The organism is Klebsiella terrigena (assembly GCF_012029655.1).
GTDB classification, from domain to species: domain Bacteria; phylum Pseudomonadota; class Gammaproteobacteria; order Enterobacterales; family Enterobacteriaceae; genus Klebsiella; species Klebsiella terrigena.
Genome location: NZ_CP050508.1, coordinates 4,115,750 through 4,139,118 on the forward strand (window position 1 = coordinate 4,115,750; position 23,369 = coordinate 4,139,118).

Here is a 23,369-nt window from a genome sequence, read left to right on the forward strand (position 1 = left end):
ACCGCGCTTAGCGCCACTGATACAGCAGCGGCTCACCGGCCGCATAGCGCTGGAGATCGGCGGCAATCATCGCCGTGTGCTTGCTGATGCTTTCGCGGGTGGCACCGGCAATATGCGGCGTGATAATCACGTTATCAAACTCGGTGACAAACGGGTGATCGCGCCACAGCGGTTCGCGATGATAGACGTCCAGCCCCGCGCCGCCCAGCGGCCCGTGGCGCAGGGCGTGAATAAGCGCCTCCTCGTCAACCACCGCCGCGCGGGAAGTATTAATCAGCAGCGCGCCGGGCTTCATGCTGTTCAGCAGCGGCGCGTTCACCAGCCCGTCGCTGCCGGCGCCGCTGCTCAGGTGCAGGCTGACGATATCAGACTCGCGGAACAGCGCTTCGAGAGTGGTTTTCTGCAGCCCCGGCTCGTTAATATCTTCGGCCGCCACAAACGGGTCCACCACCAGCACCGCCATGCCGAAGGCGCGGGCGATACGCGCCACCCGGCGACCAATATTGCCGTAGCCAATTAGCCCCAGCGTTTTATTGCGCAGCTCGCTGCCCTTAAACACCTCGTAGGGGCTCTGCGGGCTGACGTCCCACACCACGTCGCGGCGCAGCCCGGCCTGCGTCACCGCCGCCGCGTTGTCGGCGTGGGTAAATTCGCCTCGCTTCAGCGCCGCGTGCGCCTGCGGGATATGCCGCGCCAGGCTCAGCATCAGCCCAAGCGTCAGCTCCGCCGCGGCGTCAGCGTTGCGGCCCGGTGTATAGAGCACGCGGATGTCGCGCGCCGCGGCGGCTTTAACGTCGATATTCACCGGATTGGCGCGGGTACAGGCAATCACCTTCAGACGCGGACAGGCGGCAATCACCTCTTCCGTGACGTCGTCGTAGCTGGTCACCAGCACGTCGGCATCGTGGGCCAGGTCGATCAGCTGGCCGGCGCTAAGCTTCGGCTTGCCCAGCGCCCATCCCTCAACCCGCAGCTCGCCCAGCTGCTGGAACGCCGTAAGATCGCCGGAGTGTTCGGCGGTAAAAACAATTTTCATTGGTCTGATTCCTGAGAAATACGTTGAAGCGCCTCCTGCCTGGCCTGCCAGACGGGCAGCATCTGTTCGCGCAGCAGACGATAGACCGGATAGAGCGCGGCGTAGCGGGCGTGCGCCCGTGGATGTGGCTGATAGCGCGTCTGCTCCAGCTGCGGGTAGTGCGCAAGCCCGTCAACGCTGCGGGCTGCCAGAATCGCCGCCCCGCGGGCGCTGAGTTCGTTAAAGGTGCTGGAGACCACCGTTCTGCCGCTGCAGTCGGCAATAATCTGTAGCCAGGTCGCGGAGGCCGCGCCGCCGCCGGTCAGGTAGAGTTCTCCGCCCTGCGGATAGCCCTGCAGCGAATCGACGATGGCGTAGGCCAGCCCCTCAAAGACCGCCCGCTGCAGCTCGGCGCGGGTGGTGTGCTGGCCGATGCCAAAGTAGCCGGCCCGCGCGTCCGGGCTATAAAACGGCGCGCGCTCGCCGTTCAGATAGGGCTGCCAGAACACGCCCCCGCTGCCCGGCTCGACGTCGGCAATCGCCTGCTCAAGCTGCTGGAGATCCGTGTTCAGGGAGATATGCTGCTGCAGCCAGTCAATATTCGGCGTCCCGGCCTGCATCGGGAAGAGGTTAATAAAGCTCCCCGCTTCGGTATGGGTGACGTAGCGCGTCGCCTCGTTCACCGTCTGGCGACCGTGGCACACGACGCCGGTGCAGCAGGTGGTGCCGAGGATGGTATAGATATCGCCGTCGTTCACCGCGCCACAGCCGAGCGCCGCGCTGCACACGTCGAGCGCGCCGGCGGCTACCGGCGTGCCGGCCGCCAGTCCGGTCAGCGCCGCCACCTCGTCGCGCAGGGTGCCGGCCTGCGCATCCGGCGCCAGCAGCGGCGGGAACAGATGCTGCAGATCGGCAAGCCCCATTTCATTCAGCACTACCGCCGAGAGCTCCCCGCTCTGCTGATTGAGCAGCGAGGTGCTGGCATCGGTGATATCCAGCGCCGCGACGCCGATCAGGCGAAAGCGGATCCAGTCTTTGGCAAAAAACAGATAGCGCGCCGCCGCCAGCCGCTCCGGCTGATAGTGCCGGAGCCAGCATAGCTGCATGCTGGTATTGCACGGCTGCAGGTGGGTGCCGGTCTCGGCAAAGAAGCGGCGATCGAAGTCCGGACGGCGCAGCAGAACGCTCATCAGCTCCCGGCTGCGGGTATCGCTCCAGAGGATCCCCGGTCCAACCGGCTCGCCTTCGGCATCGCTTAGCCACACCCCTTCGCCCTGTCCGGCAAGGCCAATGGCCCTTAAGCGCCCGCCCTGCAGCTCCGGGCATTGCGCAATCTGGCGCAAAATAGCGATCACCGACTGCCACAGCTGCGCCATATCCTGCTCGGCGTAGCCGTTAGCCGACAGACGCGGCCCGGTATTCTCCGCCGCGCTGGCCCGCGCCTGAAAATGTTCGTCAAACAGCACCGCCTTGACCCGCGAGGTGCCGATATCGATACCCAGATAAAAATCCATGCCTGACCCGATCGCCCGTTGAATATTAGTCGCGCTCGTAGCGGCGACGCATCAGCTCGCACTCGAACAGGAATTCCAGACCTTCCAGCTGACGACGCGCCTCGTTGATATCTTTCCCCCAGCAGGTCAGGCCGTGGCCGCGCAGCAGGAAGCCGTAGCGCAGCGGATGGGTTTGCGCATAATCTTCGATGCGCGCCGCCAGGGCGTCGATATCCTGGTCGTTATCAAAAATCGCCACCGGGACGGTGTCGAGATGGCTGTGCTGGCCGGTGAGCGTTTTCTGCATTTCGTAGCCCTGCAGCGCCAGCGTCCCGCTCTTCTCGATGCGCGACAGCACCGTCGCGTTGACGGTATGGACGTGCAGCACGACGTTAGCCTCAGGGAACAGACGATAGACCAGGGTATGCAGCCCGGTTTCCGCCGAGGGCTTGCGCCCGGAAGGCGCGGTATTGCTGGCAATATCCACCTGCAGAAAATCTTCGCTGGTCAGGCTGCCCTTATCGCGTCCCGACTCGCTGAGCCAGCACCAGGTCTCATCCTGGCGCACTGACATATTGCCGCCGGTCGCCGGCGCCCAGCCCTTCGCACCGATCCAATGACAGGTGGTGACCAGTTGCGCGAGTCTTTCTTGCCACATAGCAGTTCCTTAGTTTAGCGATGGTATTTGGAGAACCTTACGCTCGGAGGATGCTGCGGCAGGCAGCGGCGTCGCTGCGCTGAGGCACAACGGTCAGCAGGATAACCCGAGATAAGGTTCTTTAGCCGTCTAAATGGCTATTTACCCGATACTAACACCGCCTGCCCGGCTGAACAATATTTCAGGAATGGCTTACATTAAGAATGGTTATATCAGAAAAGAATATGAAATTGCCGTTTTTAACAGTGATACAACTGAGCGTTTTCATAACGCCAATATTACCCGCTGCGGGCCGCTAAAAAGACGGGGGATCGTTCTGCACGCGGCGGGGGGAAATTTCGGCAGCGGCGCTGGCGACCGCCCGTGCCGAGCAGCGCCGAGCAGCGCCGAACGCTCTGCCCCACGCTGGTGCAAAACTTTGCACCCTGCACACCCTTCTGGCAAAACCGCGCCGTTTAACGGCTTTTTATGTGCACACTGCCCACTCCGCTATGTTCCTGCTGCCCCGCTTTTTTTGGCACACCTCTTGCTACCCCTCTGGCATCGCTATTCGGATGACCACACAGAGGTTCCACTATGTCAAACAGCAACGATTTCCCGCTCGTCGAAGCGCCGACCTCAGGGCGCAAGGGCCTGTTTTCAATCTCCATGGTTCTGTTCAGCTTTACCTTTTTTACCGGCACCATGTTCGCGGGCGGGAAGCTCGGCGTCTCATTTTCCATCGTTAACCTGCTGTGGATTGCGGTTATCGGTAACTTTCTGCTGGCCCTCTACGCGGCGTCGCTCGGCTGGATTGCCGCCCGCAGCGGGCTGAACACCGTACTGATGGGGCGTTTTTGCTTCGGCGAGATCGGCAGCAGGCTCGCCGATTTTATTCTCGGCTTCGCCGAGCTGGGCTGGTACGCCTGGGGTACCGCCACGGTGGCGATTTCGCTGGTCAAAATCCTCGCCCTGCCGGAGGCCCTGACCGTTCCGCTGATGGTGCTGTTCGGTATCCTGTTCTGCGTCACCGCGCTGGTAGGCTATAAGGGGCTGGATGCGCTCTCGCGGGTTTCGGTTCCGCTGATGTTTATCCTGCTGGTGGTCTCCATGTACCTTGCCGCCCACCACGCCGGCGGCTGGCAGGCGATGACCAAAATCGAACCGGGCGAAACCATGACCTGGTCGGCGGCCATCACCATGGTGTTTGGCACCTTCGCCAGCGGCGCAACCCAGGCGACGAACTGGACGCGGCTGGCTAACTCCAGCCGCACCGCCATCGTCGCCAGCATGGGCAGCTTCCTTATCGGCAACGGGCTGATGATTGTCGCCGGGGCCTGGTGCGCCATCGTTTATCAGCAGGCCGATATCGTCGAAGTGCTGATTTTGCAGGGGCTCTCCGTCGCCGCGGTGGTCATGCTGTGCCTCAATCTGCTGACCATTCAGGGGCCGACCATCTATAACGTTTCTGCCGCCGCCTGCCATCTGCTGCGCAGCGAACGCCGCCGGACCCTGACCGTGGTCGCCGCCGGCGTCGGCATTCTGCTGGCCATTGGCGGGATGTACGAAATGCTGATCCCCTTCCTGGTTCTGCTGGGCAGCATCATCCCGCCCATCGGCGGCGTGATCCTCGCCGACTACTGGTTCTACCGCGGTGGACGCTATCCTCTGCTGCAAACCGCGCGCCTGCCGCGCTTTAACTGGCTGGGGCTCGGCGCTTATGCCGTCGGCGCGCTGGTCGCTTACCTGTCGCCGTGGATTGCGCCGCTGGTGGGCATCTCCGTCTCCGCGCTGGTCTATATCGTCCTGACCCGCCTGAGCAAACGCCAGCCGGCGGCCGATCCGGCGGCGGAGCAGTAGCCATGAGCCTGACGGTCAGCGAAATTCTCGCGCTTGATGGACTCTCGGCGATGCGGCTGCGCGCGGGGCAGCAGGGGCTCCAGCTGGCGGTGCGCTGGTACTACGTCGCGGAAAATGAAAATATCGCCGAGTGGATCATGGGCGGAGAGCTGGTGTTTATCACCGGGATCAACCATCCCCGCAGCGAGGAGAACCTGATCCACCTGCTGATGGAGGGCAAGCAGCGCGGGATCGCCGGCATGGTGATCCTCACCGGCGACGCCTATATCCAGGCGATCCCGCCGCGACTGATTGCCCTCGCCGACGAGCTGGGCATTCCGCTGATCGAACAGCCCTATCTGCTAAAAATGGTGATCGTCACCGAGCGCATCGGCACCGCGCTGGTGCGCAGCGAAAACGCGCTGCAGTCGCAGCGCGATATTCTGCTGCAGCTCTTAACCGGCGACTATCCCGATCTGCAGATCCTGCATCAGCGCGCGCTCCACCAGCAGCTGGACTTTACCCGCCCGCTGCGGGTGGCGGCGCTGCGCCTTGAGGGCATTCAGCGCCTGTTTCGCCAGTTTCCGCCGGAGCAGGCCGAAGCCTGGCTACAGCAGGCCCGCCGCACCCTGCTGGTTAAGCTGCAGCAGCAGCTTAACCAGCAGGGCAACCCCTTTCCGCTGGTTGAGCGCAGCAATATGTTTCTCTTCCTGCTCCCGGATGAGGAAGGCGAATTTTATCAGCAGAAAAAGTGGCTGCAGCAGTGGCTGCTTGAGCTTGCGGAGGGCGACGACGGGCTGTCGCTGCTGTGCGGCCTCTCCGCACCGGTGCAGGAGCTGCAGGGCTACCCGCGGGCGCTGTCGCAGGCGCGCCAGGCGCTGGATCTCAGCGATACCCTGCGCCCGGCTCAGCGCATCAGCGACTATCAGCAGCTGGGCTTTATCAAGCTGCTCTCCGCCGTCGGCGACCCCACGCTGCTGAGCGATTTTATGCACGACACCCTCGGCTGCCTGATTGAACCCGATCGCAAAAGCCCGTGGCTGCTGATGGAGACCCTGGAAACGCTGCTCCAGGAGAACGGCAACGTGATGAGGGCCGCCGAGCGTCTGGGCATTCACCGCAACACCCTCCATCAGCGCATTCAGCGTATTGAAAAGCTGACCCGCTATCCGGTCAGCCATCCGCAGTTTCATCTCAACGCCTCGGTCGCCCTGGCTATCTGGCGTATGTCGCAAAACCATTTACGGGAACAACCATGAAAATTATCAACGCGCGCCTGCGCCACAAAGAAGCGCTCTATTCCCTCGAGCTCCGGGACGGCGTGATTAAGAGCATCGCTCCCCAAACCGCCACTCTGGCGGCTGACGCCGGCGATATCGACGCGCAGCAAAAGCTGGTTATTCCGCCGTTCGTCGAGCCGCATATCCATCTTGACGCTACCCTGACGGCGGGCGAGCCGGAGTGGAATATGAGCGGCACCCTGTTTGAGGGCATCACCCGCTGGAGCCAGCGTAAAGCGAGCGTCACCGTGGAAGATACGCGCCAGCGCGCGCTGAAAACCATCGGCATGCTGCGCGACAACGGCGTGCAGCACGTGCGCACCCACATCGACGTCACCGATCCTTCCCTGACGGCGCTGGAGGCGATGCTGGCGGTGAAAAAAGAGGCCGCCCATCTTATCGACCTGCAAATCGTCGCCTTTCCGCAGGAGGGGATCGAGTCGTTCCCCGGCGGACGCGAGCTGATGACCCGCGCCATCGAGATGGGCGCCGACGTGGTGGGCGGCATTCCGCACTACGAGAACACCCGCGACAAGGGCGTCAGCTCGCTGGTCTTCCTGATGGATCTGGCCCAGCGCCACGGCTGCCTGGTGGACGTGCACTGCGATGAGATCGATGACCCGCAGTCGCGCTTTCTGGAAGTGCTGGCGGAAGAGGCCCGGGTACGCGGCATGGGCGCGCAGGTCACCGCCAGCCACACCTGCGCGATGGGCTCCTACGATAATGCCTACTGCTCGAAGCTCTTCCGCCTGCTCAAGGCCTCTGGCATCAACTTTATCTCCTGCCCCACCGAAAGTATCCACCTGCAGGGGCGCTTCGACGGCTGGCCAAAACGCCGCGGCGTGACGCGAGTGGCGGAGCTGGACCGCGCCGGGATTAACGTCTGCTTTGCCCAGGACTCCATTCAGGACCCGTGGTACCCGCTGGGCAACGGTAACATCATGCGCATCCTCGATGCCGGGCTGCACATCTGCCACATGCTGGGGTATGAAGATTTGCAGCGCTGCCTCGATTTGATTACCGATAACAGCGCCCGGGCGCTGTGCCTCGGCGATAACTACGGCCTCGCCGAAGACCGCCCGGCGAACCTGCTGATCCTCGATGCGGAAAACGACTATGACGCCGTGCGGCGTCAGGCCAAAGTGCTGACCTCCATCCGCCACGGCAAAATTATCCTGCAGCGCCAGCCGGAGCAGATCCGCTATCCGGCATAAGCCGCGGGTGACGCGGCGCCCATAGCGCGTCACTCCCCTGCTCGCGCAGGGATTTCTGTGGTACCTTCTTACTACTTTTGCGCGCCGACGATGGGTTCCGGAGTCGGCGCGGGCTCCCTGAGAACAACCCGTACCCGGACACTATGAGCGAAAAAAAATGGATTAAGGCTGAGGACGTGGCCAGGCTTGCCGGCGTCTCCCGCTCCGCCGTCTCCCGAACCTTTACTCCCGGAGCGTCGGTGGCGGACAAAACGCGGCAGAAAGTTCTCGCCGCGGCGGAGGAGCTGGGCTACCAGGTCAATATTATCGCCCGCACGATGATCACCGGCAGCAGCAACTTTATCGGCATCGTCACCGCCGGTTTTGATAACCCTTTTCGCAGCAAGCTGCTCGCCCCGCTGGTGCATCAGCTGGCGCTCAACGGCTTTATGCCCCTGCTGATGAACGCCGACGATCCGCAGCAGCTGGCCCCTTCGCTCAAACAGCTCCTGAGCTATCACGTGGCCGGAGTGATCATCACCTCCGGCGCGCCGCCGCTGTCGCTGGCGGAGGAGTACCTGGAACGCAAAATCCCCGTCACCTTGATTAACCGCCATGCCGAACTCGCCGGCTGTGACCGGGTGTCCAGCGATAACGCGCAGGGGGCGAAGCTGGTCGCGGATCTGTTTAGCCACCGCCGCTGGCAGCAGGTCGGCTTTCTCGGCGAAGACGGCGAAAACTTCAGCACCCGCCAGCGCTACGAGGCGTTTATCGCCCACGCCGGGGGAATGCAGGTCAGCACGCACTTCTGCGCCAGCGCCGGCTATCAGGCCGGCTTTGATGCCGCCAGGCGGCTGCTGCTGGATAATCCCGGCCTGCAGGCGCTGTTTTGCGCCACCGATATGCTGGCCCTTGGGGCGCTGGACGGCCTGCGCGCCGCCCAATCGAGCGCCCCGCTCCCGGCCGTTATCGGCTTCGATGATATCCCCCAGGCCGCCTGGCAACCCTATCAACTCTCGACAATTCAGCAGAATACGGAGCTGCTGGCGCATCACGCCGTCGAGATGCTGGTGACCCGCATCGCCAGGTTCGATCTCCCCTCCCGCCACCGGGAAGTGCCGGTGAAATTAATTATTCGCGAAAGCGCAAAATGAAAAATTCATTTTATGCCAAAGCGATCACAGAATAATCCGCCGTTCCCCGCCACACTCACTTTGCCTTTCGGGGCTCTTTTTTTATCACTGATTGCACACGTGTGCAAAACGGAGGAAACATGACATCACTGGACTCAGACCCGCTGCACGCCCGCTATCTCTTCGCCTGTGAACTGGCAAAAGCCGGCGCCGAGCTGGCCTTTCGCTTCTATCAGCAGCGCGGCAGCCTCGCGGTCGATCACAAGGGTCACGATCTGCAGGACGTGGTGAGCATCGCCGATAAGCAGGTCGAAGAGTTTGTTAAGCAGCAAATTGTGAACGCGTTCCCGCAGGACGGCTTTCTCGGCGAAGAGAGCGGCGCGCAGCTGCCGGAAGCGCCCATTCTGTGGGTAGTAGACCCGATTGACGGCACCAGCTGCTTTCTTAACGGCCTGCACACCTGGTGCCTGTCGCTGGCTATCGTGGCCGACGGCGAACCGGTAATCGGAGTGGTTTACGACCCCAACCATCAGGAAATATTTCATGCCCTGAAGGGGCACGGCGCGTGGCTCAACGAGACGCCAATAGCCCCCCATCCGGCCGGAACGGTCAAAGAGGGCGTGATGGGCGTGGGAACATCCCACCGCGTCACGCCGGCGGACTTCCTGCCGTTCCTCGACGCGCTGCTCAGCGATGGCGGCATGTTTGTGCGCAACGGGTCCGGCGCCCTGATGAGCGCCTGGGCGGCGGCCGGACGCTTAATCGGCTATTACGAACCGCACATGAACCCGTGGGATGCCCTGCCCGGGCTGGTGCTGATGCGCGAGGCCGGGGGGCAGACGAATGATTACCTCGCCAATGACGGCATCATCAACGGCAGCCCGCTGCTGCTGGCCGGCAAAACGCTCTACCCGCAGTTAAAAAACATGCTTCGGCAACCGTTACACTAACCCGCTAAGGGTCAGGCTTTATCTGATTATGTACCCTACATAGCAACGATAATTCAGTTCAAGGACGAAGCACATTAATCAGTCGGGCCTCCGACCTTCGGAGATAACACCATGTCTGGATTTTTTGCTTTTTTTCGCGCGACGCCGCCCAAAGCCGTCGCTCCGTTCAGCGAGCAGCGCTTTCGCTTTGTGCGCTGGCAAACGTTTCTGGCGATGACGGTCGCCTACGTGACGTTTTACGTCTGCCGCCTGTCGTTTACCGTTGCTAAAAGCGCGCTCGTTGAGCTCGGTATTACGCCCACCGAGCTCGGGATGATCGGCTCGGCGCTCTTTTTCAGCTACGCCATCGGCAAGCTGGTTAACGGGTTTATTGCCGATCATGCCAACGTGGTGCGCTATATGAGCCTCGGCCTGCTGCTGAGCGCCGGGATGAATCTGCTGATGGGGATGACCACCAACGCCCTGCTGCTGGCGATCTTCTGGGGGATCAACGGCTGGGCGCAATCCATGGGCGTCGGCCCCTGCGCCGTCTCGCTGGCGCGCTGGTACGGCTGTAAAGAGCGCGGGACGTTCTACGCCATCTGGTCAACGGCGCATAATATTGGCGAAGCCATGACCTATATGGTGATCGCGGCGGTCATTGCCGGCTTTGGCTGGCAGATGGGCTACCTGTCAACGGCGGCCCTCGGCGCCGCAGGCGTCGTGCTGATGCTGCTGTTTATGCGCGACTCGCCGCAAAGCTGCGGTTTTCCACCAATCAACATCATTCGCGATGAGCCGCAGCAGGAGGAAGCGGGCGGTTCGGTGTTTAAAAACCAGCTGTTCGCCATGCGCAACCCGGCGCTATGGACGCTGGCGCTGGCCTCGGCGTTTATGTATATCGATCGCTACGCGGTGAACTCGTGGGGGATCTTCTTCCTTCAGCAGGATAAGGCCTATTCGACCATTGAGGCTTCCGGGATCATTGGCGTCAACGCTATCGCCGGCATTGCCGGGACCATTATCGCCGGGATGCTCTCCGACCGTTTCTTCCCCCGAAACCGCAGCGTGATGGCCGGCTTTATCAGCCTGCTGAACACCGCCGGATTCGCCCTGATGCTGTGGTCACCCCACGGCTACGTCACGGATATTCTGGCGATGATTATTTTTGGCGCGACCATCGGAGCCTTAACCTGCTTCCTCGGCGGGCTGATTGCCGTCGATATCTCGTCGCGCAAAGCGGCCGGCGCCGCCCTCGGAACCATTGGCATCGCCAGCTACGCCGGCGCCGGTCTGGGCGAGTTTCTGACCGGGATCATTATTGATAAAACGGCGGTCATCGAAAACGGCACTACGCTGTATAATTTCAGTACGCTATCGCAGTTCTGGGTGGCGACCGGTCTGGCCTCCGCCCTGTTCTGCTTTGTGACCGCCGCCATCGTAGCCCGTCGCCACGCCGCGGAACAGCAGATATCGCTGCCATCATAACCCAATAATATATAAGGAATATTCTATGATGACGACACGCCATCAGGTATTGCTGCGCCTGTTTATCACCTGCGCTGTCGCGTTCGGCGCGGGGCAAACCAGTGCCGCCGATCGCTACCAGCTGGAAAAAGTGGTTGAGCTCAGTCGCCACGGGATCCGCCCGCCGACGGCGGGCAACCGCGAAGCCATCGAGGCCGCCACCCAACGCCCGTGGACGCAGTGGACAACCCGCGACGGGGAATTAACCGGCCACGGCTACGCGGCGGTCGTGAACAAAGGGCGGGCCGAGGGCGCGCACTACCGCGCGCTCGGGCTGCTGAGCGCCGGCTGCCCAACCCCGGGCGACATCTACGTCCGCGCCAGCCCGCTGCAGCGCACGCGAGCCACCGCTGAGGCCCTGGTTGACGGCGCGTTTCCGGGATGCGGGACGCGCATTCACTACGTCGCCGGCGACGCTGACCCGCTGTTCCAGACCGACCGGTTCGCGACAACCCAGACCGATCCCACCCGGCAGCTGGCGGAGGTGCAAAAAAAAGCCGGCGACCTGGCGCTGCGCCGCCGGGCCCTGGAGCCCACCATCCAGCTATTGAAAAACGCCGTCTGCATCACCGGCAAGCCCTGTCCGGTCTTTGACCAGCCCTGGCAGGTTAAGCAGGGGAAAAGCGGTAAAGTCTCAATTGAAGGCCTTAGCGTGATGGCTAATATGGTCGAAACGCTGCGCCTCGGCTGGAGCGAAAACCTGCCGCTCAGCCAGCTGGCGTGGGGAAACATTACCCGCTCCGCGCAGATTAGCGCCCTGCTGCCGCTGCTGACGGCAAACTACGATCTGAGCAACGACGTTTTCTATACGGCGCAAAAGCGCGGTTCAATCCTGCTGAATGCGATGCTGCAAGGTGTCGAAGAGGGCGCCAGGCCGGACGTTCGCTGGCTGCTGCTGGTGGCTCACGATACCAATATTGCGATGGTGCGCACGCTGATGGCGTTTAGCTGGCAGCTGCCGGGCTACAGCCGGGGGAATATCCCGCCGGGCAGCAGCCTGGTGCTTGAACGCTGGCGCGACGCGAGTAACGGCGAACGCTATCTCCGGGTCTATTTCCAGGCGCAAAGTCTCGACGACCTGCGCCACCTGCAGACGCCGGATCGGCAGCATCCGCTGCTGCGCCAGGAGTGGAGCCAACCGGGATGCCGACTCACGCAAGTGGGTACGCTATGTCCCTACCGGCAGGCGCTTACGGCCTTAGGCAAAAACGTTGACCGGCAATCGGTCAGCGCGGTAAACCTCGAGCTACCCTAAGCCAACCGCGAAGCGATGGGGCATCGCTTCGCCTTTTTTCCTAAGCAACGCTGGGCGCAAATGCGCCGGCCGCCACCTGCTCCTGGGTAACGACGCCGCTGTCCAGCACCCAGCCGCTGATTAATGCCGCCGGCGTGACGTCAAACGCCGGGTTATAAACCGACGCATCCGCCGGCGCCCACTGCACCGCGCCGAAGCTGCCGGCCACCCCGGTCACCTCCGCCGCCGCGCGCTGCTCAATAGGAATGGCCTCGCCGTTCGGACAGCGGCGGTCGAGGGTGGTTTGCGGCGCGGCGACGTAGAACGGAATACCGTGATATTTCGCCAGCACCGCCAGCGAATAGGTACCGATTTTGTTCGCCACGTCGCCGTTGGCAGCAATGCGATCGGCACCAACCCACACCGCGTCGACCTGCCCTTTAGCCATCAGGCTGGCGGCCATCGAATCGGTAATCAGCTGATAGGGCACCCCCAGCTCGCCCAGCTCCCAGGCGGTCAGGCGGCCGCCCTGCAGCAGCGGGCGGGTCTCGTCGACCCACACGTTCGCCACCAGGCCGCGCTGATGGGCCAGCGCAATCACCCCTAACGCCGTACCGACTCCGGCTGTCGCCAGGCCACCGGTGTTGCAGTGGGTCAGCAGGCGGCTGCCCGCGTTGACCAGGCTAACGCCGGTTTCCGCGATGCTGGCGCACAGCTGCTTATCTTCTTCAATCAGGCGCAGCGCCTCCTCTTCGAGAGCCGGAATATAGTTTTCCTCAGCCAGCGCCAGCTTCATGCGATCGAGGTTATTCATCAGGTTAACCGCCGTCGGACGCGCGGCGCGCAGCGTTTCCAGCGCCTGCGATAGCTCATCGCGGGTCAGGCCGCGCTGCGCTAAAAGCGCTAACAGCAGACTGGCAGAAAGACCGATTAACGGCGCCCCGCGTACCCGCAGAGCGTGAATATGGTCAACCAGTAACGGGACGTTATCTGCCGCCAGCCAGCGTTTTTCCTGCGGCAATGCCTGCTGGTCAAGAATAAAAAGCTGATTTTCGCTTACCCGCAGGCTGGTGGTCTGTAGTGTCTGCATGTCGTTAAATCCCTGTTGCGTTGTTGTATCACATTGTGTCAGGATGGCATCCAGAAGTATAGACGTCTGAACGGCTTAACCAGAACTTTTGAGGATCGAGGCAATGTCGCAATACCATACCTTCACGGCCAGCGATGCGGTGGCTTATGCACAACAATTTGGCGGTATCGATAACCCGTCGGAACTGGTGTCCGCGCAGGAAGTGGGTGACGGTAACCTCAACCTGGTATTTAAAATTTTTGATACCCAGGGCGTGAGCCGCATTGTGGTTAAGCAGGCGCTGCCCTACGTCCGCTGCGTCGGAGAGTCCTGGCCGCTGACGCTTGACCGCGCCCGGCTCGAGGCGCAGACGCTGGTGACCCACTATCAGCACTGCCCGCAGCACACGGTGAAAATTCACCATTTCGATCCCGAGCTGGCGGTGATGGTGATGGAAGATCTTTCCGATCACCGAATCTGGCGCGGAGAGCTTATCGCCAACGTTTACTATCCGCAGGCGGCGAGCCAGCTGGGGGAATATCTCGCCCAGGCGCTGTTCCATACCAGCGATTTTTATCTCCATCCCCATGATAAAAAAGCCCAGGTCGCGCGCTTTCTTAACCCGGAGATGTGTGAAATAACCGAAGACCTGTTCTTCAATGACCCCTACCAGGTGCACGAGCGCAACAGCTATCCGCCGGCGCTGGAGGACGATATTGCCGCCCTGCGCCACGATAGCCAGCTCAGGCTGGCGGTGGCCTCGCTCAAGCACCGCTTCTTCTCACAGGCGGAAGCGCTGCTGCACGGCGATATCCACAGCGGCTCCATTTTCGTTGCCGAAGGCAGCTTTAAAGCCATCGACGCCGAGTTCGGCTATTTCGGCCCGATTGGCTTTGATATCGGCACCGCCATCGGCAACCTGCTGCTCAACTACTGCGGCCTGCCGGGCCATCTGGGCATTCGCGACGCCGCCGCCGCGCGCGAACAGCGGCTGAACGATATTCAGGCGCTGTGGACGACCTTTGCCGAGCGCTTCCAGGCGCTGGCGGCGGAGAAGAGCCGCGATGCGGCGCTGGCCTATCCCGGCTATGCCTCGGCGTTCCTGAAAAAAGTGTGGACGGACGCGATTGGCTTCTGCGGAACCGAGCTGATTCGCCGCAGCGTCGGCCTGTCGCACGTCGCCGATATCGACAGCATTGGCGATGAGGCCATGCGCCACGAGTGCCTGCGCCACGCGATTTCGCTCGGCAAAGCGCTGATCGTGATTGCCGAACGCATCGACGGCGTTGACGAGCTGATCGCCCGCATTCGCCAGTACGGCTAATCCCTTCCCGGTCGTTCCCGGGCAGCACGCTGCCCGGGCTCTCCATTAACCGCCCTTCCCTACCCCAAATACTCGATCACCGACAGCCCGCCGTTATAGTCGGTGCTGTAGATAATCCCCTGCGCGTCAACGAACACGTCGCAGGACTGGATCACCCGCGGGCGGCCCGGTCGGGTATCCATCATCTTCGCCGGCGCCGCGGGCACCAGCGCCCCGGTTTCTACCGGCCGATAGGGGTCGGAGATGTCGTAGGCCCGCACCCCCGCGTTTTGGTAAGTGGCGAAAATCAGCGTCGAGCTGACAAAGCTTCCGGGGCGGTTCTCATGCAGATTATGCGGGCCAAAATGCGCCCCTTTCGCCACATAGTCCTCCTCCCGAGGCTGCGGGAAGGTCGAGATACTGACCGGATTCGCCGGTTCGCGGATATCGAACAGCCAGATCAGCTTCTCGCCATCCTGCTGGTTATCGAGCACCGCTTCGTCGAGCACCACCAGCAAGTCGCGATCCGGCAGCGGCAGCGCGGTATGGGTGCCGCCGCCAAACGGCGGGCTCCAGTTGCGGTGGCTAATCAGCTTCGGCTGGGTGCGGTCCTTGACGTCGAGCAGGGTCAGGCCGCCGTCGCGCCAGCTGCCGTAGGCGGTATCCCCGGCAATAATGGCGTGATGCAGGGCGTAGCGTTTCCCCTGCGGCCAGCTCGCCGTCTCCCCCGCCGCCTGGTTCATCCCCGGCAGCCACCAGCGGCCGGCGACCTGCGGGTTGCGCGGATCGGCGAGATCGATAGTCAGGAAGATATAGTCGTTAAAACCGTCGATCAGCGCGGAAACGTAGGCCCAGCGGCCGCCAACGTACCAGATTCGATGAATGCCGATCCCGTCGAGCGACAGAAAGCTGATTTCCCGCGGCTTATCGGCAACGGAGATATCAAAAATACGCAGCCCGGCGCTCCAGCCCTTCTCCCGCACGTCGCTGACCGTCTCCCCCACCGAGCGGGTGTAGTAGACCTTCTCGTCGGCGAAGCGAGCATCGGCAAAGAGATCCCGGGCGTTGATCACCAGCAGCAGATCGTCGTGCGCCTGCAGGTGGACGTTCCAGGTGCCGGGCGGCGCGGCAACGTAGTTCACCGCTTTGGGGTTTTTCGGATCGCGAACGTCCACCACCGAAAAACCCTGGGACACCATGTGGCCGATATAGGCAAAACCACGATGCACCATCAACTGAACGCCATCCGGGCGTCCGCCCTGATCGCTATGCCCAATCAGCCGCATATTGCGGCTGTAGTCGGGGCGCGGGAGTTCCGTCGCCATACCTGCTCCTTACTTGTTTTTGGCTTCCAGGGTGGCGAACCACGGGGCGATAAAGTCTTCGGTCTGGCCCCAGCCCGGAATGATTTTGCCCAGCGACGCCACGTTCACCGCCCCCGGCTGCGCGGCCAGCAGCGCCTGAGGAATTGCCGCCGCTTTGAAATCGTAGGTTGCAGGCGTCGGCTCTCCGGCAATCTTGTTGGCCACCAGGCGCACGTTGGTCGCCCCGATAAGCTTCGGATCGACCGCCACGCTCACCTTCCACGGGCTGCCGGATTCGCGCATCAGCTGCAGATCCTGGTTAGAGATATCAATGCTGTAGAGCTTAATTTCGGTGCGTCCGTTCTCTTTGAGCGCCTTATAGGCGCCCTGGCTGAAGGCGTCCCAGGTGCCCCAGATCGCGTCAATTTTGCCTTTCGGGTATTTCGCGAGGATCGCCCCGACCTTGTTGGCGGTATCGCCCTGCACGTCAGAGGAGACGGCGCCGATCGACTCCAGCTCTTTGATGCCAGGGTTCTGCTTGAGCAGCGCCTGGTAAGCCACCTGACGGCGCTCCATCGGCGGGAAGCCGGCGACCCACAGCTTGATAATGTTGGCTTTGCCGTTGAAATCTTTCACCAGCTGACCAAAGGAGAGATCGGTCAGGGAGGCGTCATCCTGCTGGGTTACGGTCACGCCAGGGATCTCGCCGCTGACGGCGGTATCAAATACCGCGACCTTGATCCCGGCGTCCACCGCCTTCTTCACCAGCGCGGTCGAGTAGGGATCGCGCCCCTGGGAGAGAATAATGCCGTCATATTTCTGGCTGATGGCCTGATTGACGAAGTCCTGGAATTTCGCATCGTCGCCGTTGCTCAGGAAGGTGCTCATTTTAAAGCCGAGCTTCTTGCCTTCCTGGATAGCCCCGGAGACAAACTGGGTGGTGTTATCATCGGAGCCCAGGTTGCGGATCACCGCAATACGGATCGGCCCGTTATGTTCAGCGATAGCCGCCGGTACCGGCGTTGGCGTCTCAGCATAGGCGGCTACGGAGTTGAGCAGCCCCAGCGCGATAAGAGAAAGCGTTATTTTTTTCATCATGTTTACCCTGTTTATAATTAGGTGCGGCGCTGAAAATAGGTCAGTGCTAACGCGCCAGCCAGCACCAGCCCTTTAATAATGTCCATTGCGTAGTACGGAACCGAGAGCATCACCAGGCCGTTGGAGAGCACCCCGAGGATCACCGCTCCCACCAGCGTGCCCAGCGCGTTCGGTTTGCCCGAGCCCGCCAGCGAGAAGCCGATCCACGCCGCCGCCACCGCGTCCATCAGGTAACCGCCGCCGGCGTTAACCTGGGAGGAGCCGATGCGCGACGCCAGCAGAATGCCGCCGAGGCCCGCCAGCAGCGAGGCGATAACGTACGCCGCCACCTTGTAGCGCGTGATGCGCAGGCCGGAAAGACGCGCGGCCTCCGGGTTGCCGCCGATGGCGTACATCCGCCGCCCGTGGGTGGTGAAAGAGAGCGCCAGCTGGGCAACCACGGTTACCGCCAGCATAATGATGACAATTGTCGGCACCTGCCCCAGCAGGCCGAACGCCGCCGGAATAGTCCCTTCCGCCATCTCGCCGCTCGGCAGCACCATGTTCTCGGTAATCGAGCCGCCGTAGCTGTAGGTCATCGCCACGCCCTGGATCACGAACAGGCTGGCGAGGGTCGCGAGCATGTCGGGAATGCGCAGCACCACGATCAGAAAGGCGTTAAACAGCCCCACCAGGGTGCACAGCGCCAGGGTCACCAGAATCGCCTCGGTGGTGCTAAACCCGTGCCAGACGAACAGCGAAATCACCAGCGCGTTCGCCAGCGAGGCGGTCGAGCCGACCGACAGGTCGAATCCGCCGATGGTGAGCGAAATCGACACCCCGATGGCGATCACCGTGACGATGGCAATCGAGCGCAGAATGTTGATGATGTTGAACGGGTCGAGGAAGTTATCCGATGCGAGGCCAAAAACGGCGATCAGCAACACAACGGTTAGCAACATGCCCCATTTGTAGAGAAAATCGAAAAATCGCTGACGGCTCGATGCCGTCGCGGTAGCGGTCAGGGCCTTGCTCACGCTGCTGCTCCTCCGGTGGAGTAATAAAGTAGGGTCTCTTCACGGGCCTCTGCGCCCGCTATTTCTGCCACAATGCGGCCATCCCACAGCACGCAAATGCGGTCACACAATCCAACCAGCTCCGAGAATTCGCCCGAGGCGTAGATCACCCCTTTGCCTTCTCGCGCCAGCCCGTCGATCAGGTTGAACAGGTCGGTCTTTGCCTTCACGTCGACGCCTTTGGTCGGCTCATCAAAAATCAGCACGTTGGCGCTGCCGCGCAGCCACTTACCGATGGCGACCTTCTGCTGATTGCCGCCGGAGAGGCGACGCAGCGTCTGCCCCGGGCCGGTGGTACGAATGCCGATGCGGGCCACCACCTCCTCCGCCCAGCGCCACGCCTGGCGATGGCCAAACAGGCTCCAGCGCGAAAAGCTGCGATCGGCGCTCACCGCGAGGTTCATGGCGATAGGCTCTTCGATAAAAATGCCCTCTTTGCGCCGCTCCTCCGGCACCAGCGCCAGCCCGCGGGTGACGGAGTCCGCCGGGTCGCGCGGGCGCCACGGCTGGCTGTTCAGCTCGCCGCGCGTCAGGCGACTTTTGCTGGCGCCGAACAGCGCCTTGCACAGTTCGGTTTTACCGGCCCCCGCCAGCCCGGCGATGCCGAGAATTTCGCCTTTGCGCAGGCGCAGAGAGATATCCTGCAGCAGCCCCTCGTCGTGTAGCCCTTCCACCTGGAGCAGCACCTCTTCACCGTGCGGCGGGCGCTTCGGCGGAAAGATATCGCTGAGCTCATGGCCGAGCATTTTTTCCACGATCTGCTCGCCGCTGAGCTCCGCCATCGGGCCGCTTTCGATCAGTCGGCCGTCGCGCAGCACCGTTAAGGTGTCGCAAATGGCCTTCAGCTCGTGAATGCGGTGCGAGATAAACACCACCCCGATCCCCTGTTGCTGCAGGCGGCGCACCACGGTAAACAGGCGTTCGCTTTCGTGACGGTCCAGCGGCGCCGTCGGCTCATCAAGGATCAGGAAGCGGCAGTGGTGCGACAGGGCGCGCGCCAGCAGGATTTGCTGCTTCTCGGCCAGCGAGCAGCTGTCGATAGAGCGCCGCACGTCAAGGACGATATCCAGCTGGGCCAGCGCGACCCGGGCCTGCTCGCGGACCCGCCGCCAGCTAAAGCCCTGACCCGGCAGCGCCAGCCGGTCCAGCATGATGTTCTCGGCAATGCTCAGCCCCGGAACCAGCGCCACGTCGACTTCCTGCTGCACCAGGTGAATGCCAAGCTGCTTTGCATCGCGCGGAGAACGAATATTGACCGGCTGATTGTTGATGACAATCTCGCCCTCGTAATGGGCGTGCGTGCCGCAAAGCACCGCCATCAGCGTCGATTTTCCCGCGCCGTTGGCGCCGGTCAGCGCGTGCACGGTCCCCCCTTTGAGGGAAAACGCCACGTTGTTCAGCGCCCGAAAGCCGGAAAAGGCCAGGTTAATGTTGTGCATCTCGAGGCGATTGGCTGTCATCCCCTGCTACCCTTTACGATTAATATTCTGATTTAATGAATTTTTCACAGCCGTCCTTGACTGACAACTGCGTAAAAGGCATAAGATAAAACGAAATAATATTAGCCATCCGGATGTCCAGACATAACATCAGGTTAGCGAAACGACAATAAGGGCAGCTTCTATGAGCAACAGCGATATCCGCGTGGTCCCCGGCCCCGCCAACTACTTCTCCCATCCCGGCAGCCTCGCGCGGCTGCATGATTTTTACAGCGCAGAGCAGCTTTCCCGGGCGCTGTGGATCTACGGCGAGCGGGCAATCGCCGGCGCAGAACCCTTTTTACCCGAGGCCTTCAGCGCGCCCGGCGCCAAAAAAATCCTCTTTAAGGGCCACTGCAGCGAAAGCGACGTCGCCCGGCTGGTCCACGAGGCGGGTGAAGACCGCTCCGTGGTGATTGGCGTCGGCGGCGGCGCGCTGCTGGATACCGCCAAAGCGGTGGCCAGACGGCTTGCGCTACCGGTGGTGGCGATCCCGACCATCGCCGCCACCTGCGCGGCGTGGACTCCGCTGTCGGTGTGGTACAACGACGCCGGCCAGGCGCTGCATTTTGAAATTTTCGACGACGCCAACTTCCTGGTGCTGGTGGAGCCGCGGATCGTCCTCAACGCGCCGGAGGAGTATCTGCTGGCGGGGATCGGCGATACGCTGGCGAAATGGTATGAGGCGGTGGTGCTGGCGCCGCGGCCGGAAACCCTGCCGCTGACCGTACGCCTGGGGATTAACGGCGCGCTGGCGATCCGCGACGTTCTGCTGGAGAGCAGCGAAACGGCGCTCGCCGACCGGCAGCGCGGCGAGCTGAGCCAGCCGCTGCTGGACGTTATCGATGCGATTATCGCCGGCGGCGGAATGGTCGGCGGCCTCGGCGAGCGCTACACCCGAGTGGCGGCGGCCCACGCGGTGCACAACGGCCTGACGGTGCTGCCGCAGACGGAGAAGTTTCTCCACGGCACCAAGGTCGCCTACGGCATTCTGGTGCAGAGCGCCCTGCTCGGCCAGGACGAGGTTTTAGCCCAGCTGGTGGCGGCCTATCGTCGCTTTAATCTGCCGACTACCCTGGCGGAGCTGGATATCGATATCCACAACCGGGACGAGCTGGATCGGGTCATTGCCCATACCCTGCGTCCGGTGGAGTCGATCCACTTCCTGCCGGTGGAGCTGACGCCGCAGACCCTGTACGCCGCCTTCGTGAAGGTGGAAAATTTTCGTCGGCAGGTGCACTGAGCGCGGGAAAGCGTGGGCAAGCCCGGTAGCCGGACAGATTTCCGGTACCGGTCTGGACGTAGACGAGGGGGTTAACGCCTGAGGCTGTGGCCTAGCAGCACTTCGCGCCGCCCTTGCCGCCGTAGCGCGCGTCCTGGCGCTCGCGGAAGAACTCTTCGTAGGTCATCGGCGTCTGCTCAGGGTGGGTCTGGCGAATATGCGCGACGTAGTTATCGTAATCAGGCACGCCAATCATCATCTTTGCCGCCTGGCCTAAGTATTTTCCCGCTTTCGAAAGGGTATCGAACATTTTTCTCTCTCACATCATCCTCTCCCTTGCGGGAGAGGATTTGGCTAACAAAAACCGGCTGGCTAATGCGCGCGTTTCGTCTGGGTTATCAGGCTCTCAGCATCGGCGGGCATCGGTTCGTACGGCGTCTCTCTGGCAGTAGGATGGTCCTCTTTCAGCGCCGCCAGCGCGGTTTTGATTGAGAACAGCGCCAGTACCACCACCACCACCATAAAGAAGATGGTCAGGCCGGCATCCAGGCGGTTGTTAAAGACCAGCTGCGCCAGCTGGGATTCGGTGTACTGCGGCGGGATAGCGCCGCTGTCGATCATCGCCTGGAACTTATTGGCGATCGCCAGGAAGCCCACTTTGGTATCCGGGCTGAACGACTTCTGCCAGCCGGCGGTCAGGGTGCAAATCAGCAGCCACGACGTGGGCAGCAGCGCAACCCATGCATAGCGCTGACGCTTCATTTTAAACAGTACCACCGCACAGAGCATCAGCGCCATCCCTGCCAGCATCTGGTTGGCGATGCCGAACAGCGGCCACAGGGTATTAATCCCGCCGAGCGGGTCCACCACGCCCTGGTGCAGGAAGTAGCCCCACGCCAGTACGCACAGCGCCGTCGCCAGCAGGTTCGCCGGCAGCGAGCTGGTTTTCTTCAGCCCCGGGCTTATCACGCCGAGCAGATCCTGCAGCATAAAGCGCGCCGCGCGGGTGCCGGCATCCACCGCCGTCAGAATAAACAGCGCTTCAAACAGAATGGCGAAGTGGTACCAGAAGGCGACGTCCATCAGGCCGCCCAGCGAGCCGTGCAGGATGTAGGCCATCCCGACCGCCAGCGTCGGCGCGCCGCCGGCACGCGAGATAATCGACTGCTCGCCGACCTCGCTGGCTATCTGGTGCAGCGTATCCGCCGTGATGGTGAAGCCCCAGCTGCTGACCACCTGCGCGGCGGACGCCACCACGTCGGTGGTTCCGGCAGGTGCCAGCACCGCCAGCGGGCTGTTCATCGCAAAGTAGACGCCCGGATCGATAATACAGGCCGCCACCAGCGCCATAATGGCGACGAAGGATTCCATCAGCATGCCGCCATAGCCGATAAAGCAGGCCTGGCCTTCATTGGCCAGCATTTTCGGCGTGGTGCCGGAGGCGATCAGCGCGTGGAAACCCGACACGGCGCCGCAGGCGATGGTGATAAACAGGAACGGGAACATGCTGCCGCTCCACACCGGGCCGGTGCCGTCAATAAACTTGGTCAGCGCCGGCATGGTCAGCGTCGGGCGCATGATCAGAATACCAATCGCCAGCCCGACGATGGTGCCGATTTTCAGGAAAGTTGAGAGGTAGTCGCGCGGGGCCAGCAGCAGCCAAACCGGCAGCACCGAGGCAATAAAGCCGTAGCCCACCAGAATCCAGGTCAGCTGCACGCCGGTGTAGTCAAACCACGGCGCCCAGGTCGCGCTTTCGGCAACCCATCCGCCGGAGACGATGGCAAACACCAGCATCACCAGGCCAATCACCGACACTTCGCCAATGCGCCCCGGGCGCAGATAGCGAATGTAGATCCCCATAAAGACCGCCAGCGGGATGGTGAAGGCAACGGTGTAGGTTCCCCACGGGCTGTGGGTCAGCGCTTTCACCACGATCATCGCCAGCACCGCGAGGATGATCACCATGATCATAAAGCAGGCCACCAGCGCCAGCACCCCGGCGGTCGGCCCCATCTCCTCTTTCACCAGCTCGCCGAGCGAGCGGCCGTCGCGGCGGGTCGAAACGAACAGCACCATAAAGTCCTGCACCGCACCGGCCAGCACCACGCCGGCGAGGATCCAGATCATCCCCGGCAGGTAGCCCATCTGCGCCGCCAGCACCGGCCCGACCAGCGGCCCCGCGCCAGCAATGGCCGCAAAATGGTGACCGAACAGCACTTTCTTATCGGTTGGAACATAGTCGAGGCCGTCGTTGTGCCGCACCGCGGGCGTCATCCGCGTCGGGTCAACCGCCAGCACGTTTTTGGCGATGTAGAGGCCATAGAAGCGATAGGCAATCAGATAGATACAGACCGCCGCCACGACAATCCATAGCGCATTAATCTGTTCGCCGCGGTTTAAGGCTATGTAGCCGAGGGCAAAGGCTCCAATGACGGAGAGCAGTGTCCAGATGAGGTATTTCCCTGAATTATTCATTATCGGGTTCCACGGGTAGGGTAATCAATCTGTTACATTTTGTTTCTAGAACACAACGCAGACTTTAACAACGTTGAAACCC

19 protein-coding genes are annotated in these 23,369 nt (G+C 62.1%); 9 read left to right on the forward strand and 10 right to left on the reverse strand.

The annotated features are described in order from the left end of the window. Positions 1 to 7: 7 nt before the first annotated feature. Genes HCK03_RS19420 through HCK03_RS19430 form a run of 3 tightly spaced genes read right to left on the reverse strand, consistent with a single transcriptional unit; the run spans position 8 to position 3,166 of the window. The gene (locus tag HCK03_RS19420; RefSeq protein ID WP_115193337.1) at positions 8 to 1,036 is read right to left on the reverse strand and encodes a 2-hydroxyacid dehydrogenase; all 1,029 of its coding nucleotides are present in this window, start codon (positions 1,034 to 1,036) and stop codon (positions 8 to 10) included. Next, complete coding sequence (locus HCK03_RS19425; protein WP_167692054.1) at positions 1,033 to 2,529, reverse strand: FGGY-family carbohydrate kinase; 1,497 nt, start codon at positions 2,527 to 2,529, stop codon at positions 1,033 to 1,035. Before HCK03_RS19425 ends, HCK03_RS19420 begins: the two co-directional genes overlap by 4 nt. A 25-nt stretch (positions 2,530 to 2,554) precedes the next feature. Continuing rightward, positions 2,555 to 3,166: a methylthioribulose 1-phosphate dehydratase gene (locus tag HCK03_RS19430; RefSeq protein WP_041144548.1), complete on the reverse strand. Its 612-nt coding sequence runs from the start codon at positions 3,164 to 3,166 to the stop codon at positions 2,555 to 2,557. Between the two features lie 576 nt (positions 3,167 to 3,742). Here HCK03_RS19430 and codB point away from each other — a divergent pair. The 7 genes from codB to HCK03_RS19465 all read left to right on the forward strand — a co-directional run bounded on the left by codB (position 3,743) and on the right by HCK03_RS19465 (position 12,301). Continuing rightward, a complete protein-coding gene (codB, locus tag HCK03_RS19435) occupies positions 3,743 to 5,005 on the forward strand; it encodes a cytosine permease (protein ID WP_115193339.1) in 1,263 nt (420 codons plus the stop codon). A gap of 2 nt (positions 5,006 to 5,007) precedes the next feature. Then, the gene (locus tag HCK03_RS19440; protein ID WP_167692055.1) at positions 5,008 to 6,243 is read left to right on the forward strand and encodes a PucR family transcriptional regulator; all 1,236 of its coding nucleotides are present in this window, start codon (positions 5,008 to 5,010) and stop codon (positions 6,241 to 6,243) included. Then, entirely contained in the window at positions 6,240 to 7,478 is a 1,239-nt protein-coding gene (gene codA / locus HCK03_RS19445) for a cytosine deaminase (protein WP_167692056.1), read from the forward strand. The genes HCK03_RS19440 and codA overlap by 4 nt, the downstream gene beginning before the upstream one ends. 143 nt (positions 7,479 to 7,621) lie before the next feature. After that, the gene (locus HCK03_RS19450) at positions 7,622 to 8,611 is read left to right on the forward strand and encodes a LacI family DNA-binding transcriptional regulator (protein WP_143967561.1); all 990 of its coding nucleotides are present in this window, start codon (positions 7,622 to 7,624) and stop codon (positions 8,609 to 8,611) included. A gap of 119 nt (positions 8,612 to 8,730) precedes the next feature. Further along, positions 8,731 to 9,540, forward strand: a complete 810-nt coding sequence (locus HCK03_RS19455; RefSeq protein ID WP_123551085.1) for an inositol monophosphatase family protein — start codon at positions 8,731 to 8,733, stop codon at positions 9,538 to 9,540. Between the two features lie 111 nt (positions 9,541 to 9,651). Continuing rightward, complete coding sequence (locus HCK03_RS19460) at positions 9,652 to 11,007, forward strand: MFS transporter (protein ID WP_041144543.1); 1,356 nt, start codon at positions 9,652 to 9,654, stop codon at positions 11,005 to 11,007. A gap of 25 nt (positions 11,008 to 11,032) precedes the next feature. Further along, the gene (locus tag HCK03_RS19465) at positions 11,033 to 12,301 is read left to right on the forward strand and encodes a histidine-type phosphatase (protein WP_167692057.1); all 1,269 of its coding nucleotides are present in this window, start codon (positions 11,033 to 11,035) and stop codon (positions 12,299 to 12,301) included. Between the two features lie 40 nt (positions 12,302 to 12,341). Here the strand turns inward: HCK03_RS19465 and mtnA are convergent, their stop codons facing one another. Next, a complete protein-coding gene (gene mtnA, locus HCK03_RS19470) occupies positions 12,342 to 13,370 on the reverse strand; it encodes an S-methyl-5-thioribose-1-phosphate isomerase (protein ID WP_115193345.1) in 1,029 nt (342 codons plus the stop codon). Positions 13,371 to 13,473: 103 nt separating this feature from the next. On the opposite strand from mtnA, the gene mtnK reads away from it, so the two are divergent. Continuing rightward, positions 13,474 to 14,673 carry an S-methyl-5-thioribose kinase gene (gene mtnK / locus HCK03_RS19475; protein ID WP_041144540.1) on the forward strand — a complete coding sequence of 400 codons (1,200 nt, stop codon included), beginning with the start codon at positions 13,474 to 13,476 and terminating at the stop codon, positions 14,671 to 14,673. A gap of 59 nt (positions 14,674 to 14,732) precedes the next feature. Here the strand turns inward: mtnK and HCK03_RS19480 are convergent, their stop codons facing one another. Genes HCK03_RS19480 through HCK03_RS19495 form a run of 4 tightly spaced genes read right to left on the reverse strand, consistent with a single transcriptional unit; the run spans position 14,733 to position 19,569 of the window. Further along, positions 14,733 to 15,977: an LVIVD repeat-containing protein gene (locus HCK03_RS19480; RefSeq protein ID WP_167692058.1), complete on the reverse strand. Its 1,245-nt coding sequence runs from the start codon at positions 15,975 to 15,977 to the stop codon at positions 14,733 to 14,735. 9 nt (positions 15,978 to 15,986) lie between these two features. After that, positions 15,987 to 17,051, reverse strand: a complete 1,065-nt coding sequence (locus HCK03_RS19485; RefSeq protein WP_045854426.1) for a sugar ABC transporter substrate-binding protein — start codon at positions 17,049 to 17,051, stop codon at positions 15,987 to 15,989. A gap of 20 nt (positions 17,052 to 17,071) precedes the next feature. Next, positions 17,072 to 18,070: an ABC transporter permease gene (locus HCK03_RS19490; RefSeq protein ID WP_041144537.1), complete on the reverse strand. Its 999-nt coding sequence runs from the start codon at positions 18,068 to 18,070 to the stop codon at positions 17,072 to 17,074. Then, positions 18,067 to 19,569 (reverse strand): sugar ABC transporter ATP-binding protein, encoded by a 1,503-nt coding sequence (locus tag HCK03_RS19495; protein ID WP_167692059.1) that lies wholly within the window; start codon positions 19,567 to 19,569, stop codon positions 18,067 to 18,069. The genes HCK03_RS19490 and HCK03_RS19495 overlap by 4 nt, the downstream gene beginning before the upstream one ends. A gap of 163 nt (positions 19,570 to 19,732) precedes the next feature. Between HCK03_RS19495 and HCK03_RS19500 the strand changes: the two genes are divergently transcribed. Next, entirely contained in the window at positions 19,733 to 20,830 is a 1,098-nt protein-coding gene (locus tag HCK03_RS19500) for an oxidoreductase (protein ID WP_115193347.1), read from the forward strand. A 91-nt stretch (positions 20,831 to 20,921) separates the two neighbouring features. On the opposite strand, the gene HCK03_RS19505 is transcribed toward HCK03_RS19500, so the two are convergent. Further along, on the reverse strand, positions 20,922 to 21,119 hold the full coding sequence (locus HCK03_RS19505) for a YbdD/YjiX family protein (RefSeq protein WP_041144534.1): 198 nt from the start codon (positions 21,117 to 21,119) through the stop codon (positions 20,922 to 20,924). Between the two features lie 62 nt (positions 21,120 to 21,181). Beyond that, positions 21,182 to 23,287, reverse strand: coding sequence for a pyruvate/proton symporter CstA (gene cstA, locus HCK03_RS19510; RefSeq protein ID WP_041144533.1), 2,106 nt, complete (start codon positions 23,285 to 23,287; stop codon positions 21,182 to 21,184). Between the last annotated feature and the right edge of the window lie 82 nt (positions 23,288 to 23,369).

What these genes read in the sequence shown, in the direction of transcription:
- HCK03_RS19420 (WP_115193337.1), bottom strand. Translation starts at nt 1,036, where the DNA reads ATGAAAATTGTTTTTACCGCCGAACACTCCGGCGATCTTACGGCGTTC.
- HCK03_RS19425 (WP_167692054.1), bottom strand. Translation starts at nt 2,529, where the DNA reads ATGGATTTTTATCTGGGTATCGATATCGGCACCTCGCGGGTCAAGGCG.
- HCK03_RS19430 (WP_041144548.1), bottom strand. Translation starts at nt 3,166, where the DNA reads ATGTGGCAAGAAAGACTCGCGCAACTGGTCACCACCTGTCATTGGATC.
- codB (WP_115193339.1), top strand. Translation starts at nt 3,743, where the DNA reads ATGTCAAACAGCAACGATTTCCCGCTCGTCGAAGCGCCGACCTCAGGG.
- HCK03_RS19440 (WP_167692055.1), top strand. Translation starts at nt 5,008, where the DNA reads ATGAGCCTGACGGTCAGCGAAATTCTCGCGCTTGATGGACTCTCGGCG.
- codA (WP_167692056.1), top strand. Translation starts at nt 6,240, where the DNA reads ATGAAAATTATCAACGCGCGCCTGCGCCACAAAGAAGCGCTCTATTCC.
- HCK03_RS19450 (WP_143967561.1), top strand. Translation starts at nt 7,622, where the DNA reads ATGAGCGAAAAAAAATGGATTAAGGCTGAGGACGTGGCCAGGCTTGCC.
- HCK03_RS19455 (WP_123551085.1), top strand. Translation starts at nt 8,731, where the DNA reads ATGACATCACTGGACTCAGACCCGCTGCACGCCCGCTATCTCTTCGCC.
- HCK03_RS19460 (WP_041144543.1), top strand. Translation starts at nt 9,652, where the DNA reads ATGTCTGGATTTTTTGCTTTTTTTCGCGCGACGCCGCCCAAAGCCGTC.
- HCK03_RS19465 (WP_167692057.1), top strand. Translation starts at nt 11,033, where the DNA reads ATGATGACGACACGCCATCAGGTATTGCTGCGCCTGTTTATCACCTGC.
- mtnA (WP_115193345.1), bottom strand. Translation starts at nt 13,370, where the DNA reads ATGCAGACACTACAGACCACCAGCCTGCGGGTAAGCGAAAATCAGCTT.
- mtnK (WP_041144540.1), top strand. Translation starts at nt 13,474, where the DNA reads ATGTCGCAATACCATACCTTCACGGCCAGCGATGCGGTGGCTTATGCA.
- HCK03_RS19480 (WP_167692058.1), bottom strand. Translation starts at nt 15,977, where the DNA reads ATGGCGACGGAACTCCCGCGCCCCGACTACAGCCGCAATATGCGGCTG.
- HCK03_RS19485 (WP_045854426.1), bottom strand. Translation starts at nt 17,051, where the DNA reads ATGAAAAAAATAACGCTTTCTCTTATCGCGCTGGGGCTGCTCAACTCC.
- HCK03_RS19495 (WP_167692059.1), bottom strand. Translation starts at nt 19,569, where the DNA reads ATGACAGCCAATCGCCTCGAGATGCACAACATTAACCTGGCCTTTTCC.
- HCK03_RS19500 (WP_115193347.1), top strand. Translation starts at nt 19,733, where the DNA reads ATGAGCAACAGCGATATCCGCGTGGTCCCCGGCCCCGCCAACTACTTC.
- HCK03_RS19505 (WP_041144534.1), bottom strand. Translation starts at nt 21,119, where the DNA reads ATGTTCGATACCCTTTCGAAAGCGGGAAAATACTTAGGCCAGGCGGCA.
- cstA (WP_041144533.1), bottom strand. Translation starts at nt 23,287, where the DNA reads ATGAATAATTCAGGGAAATACCTCATCTGGACACTGCTCTCCGTCATT.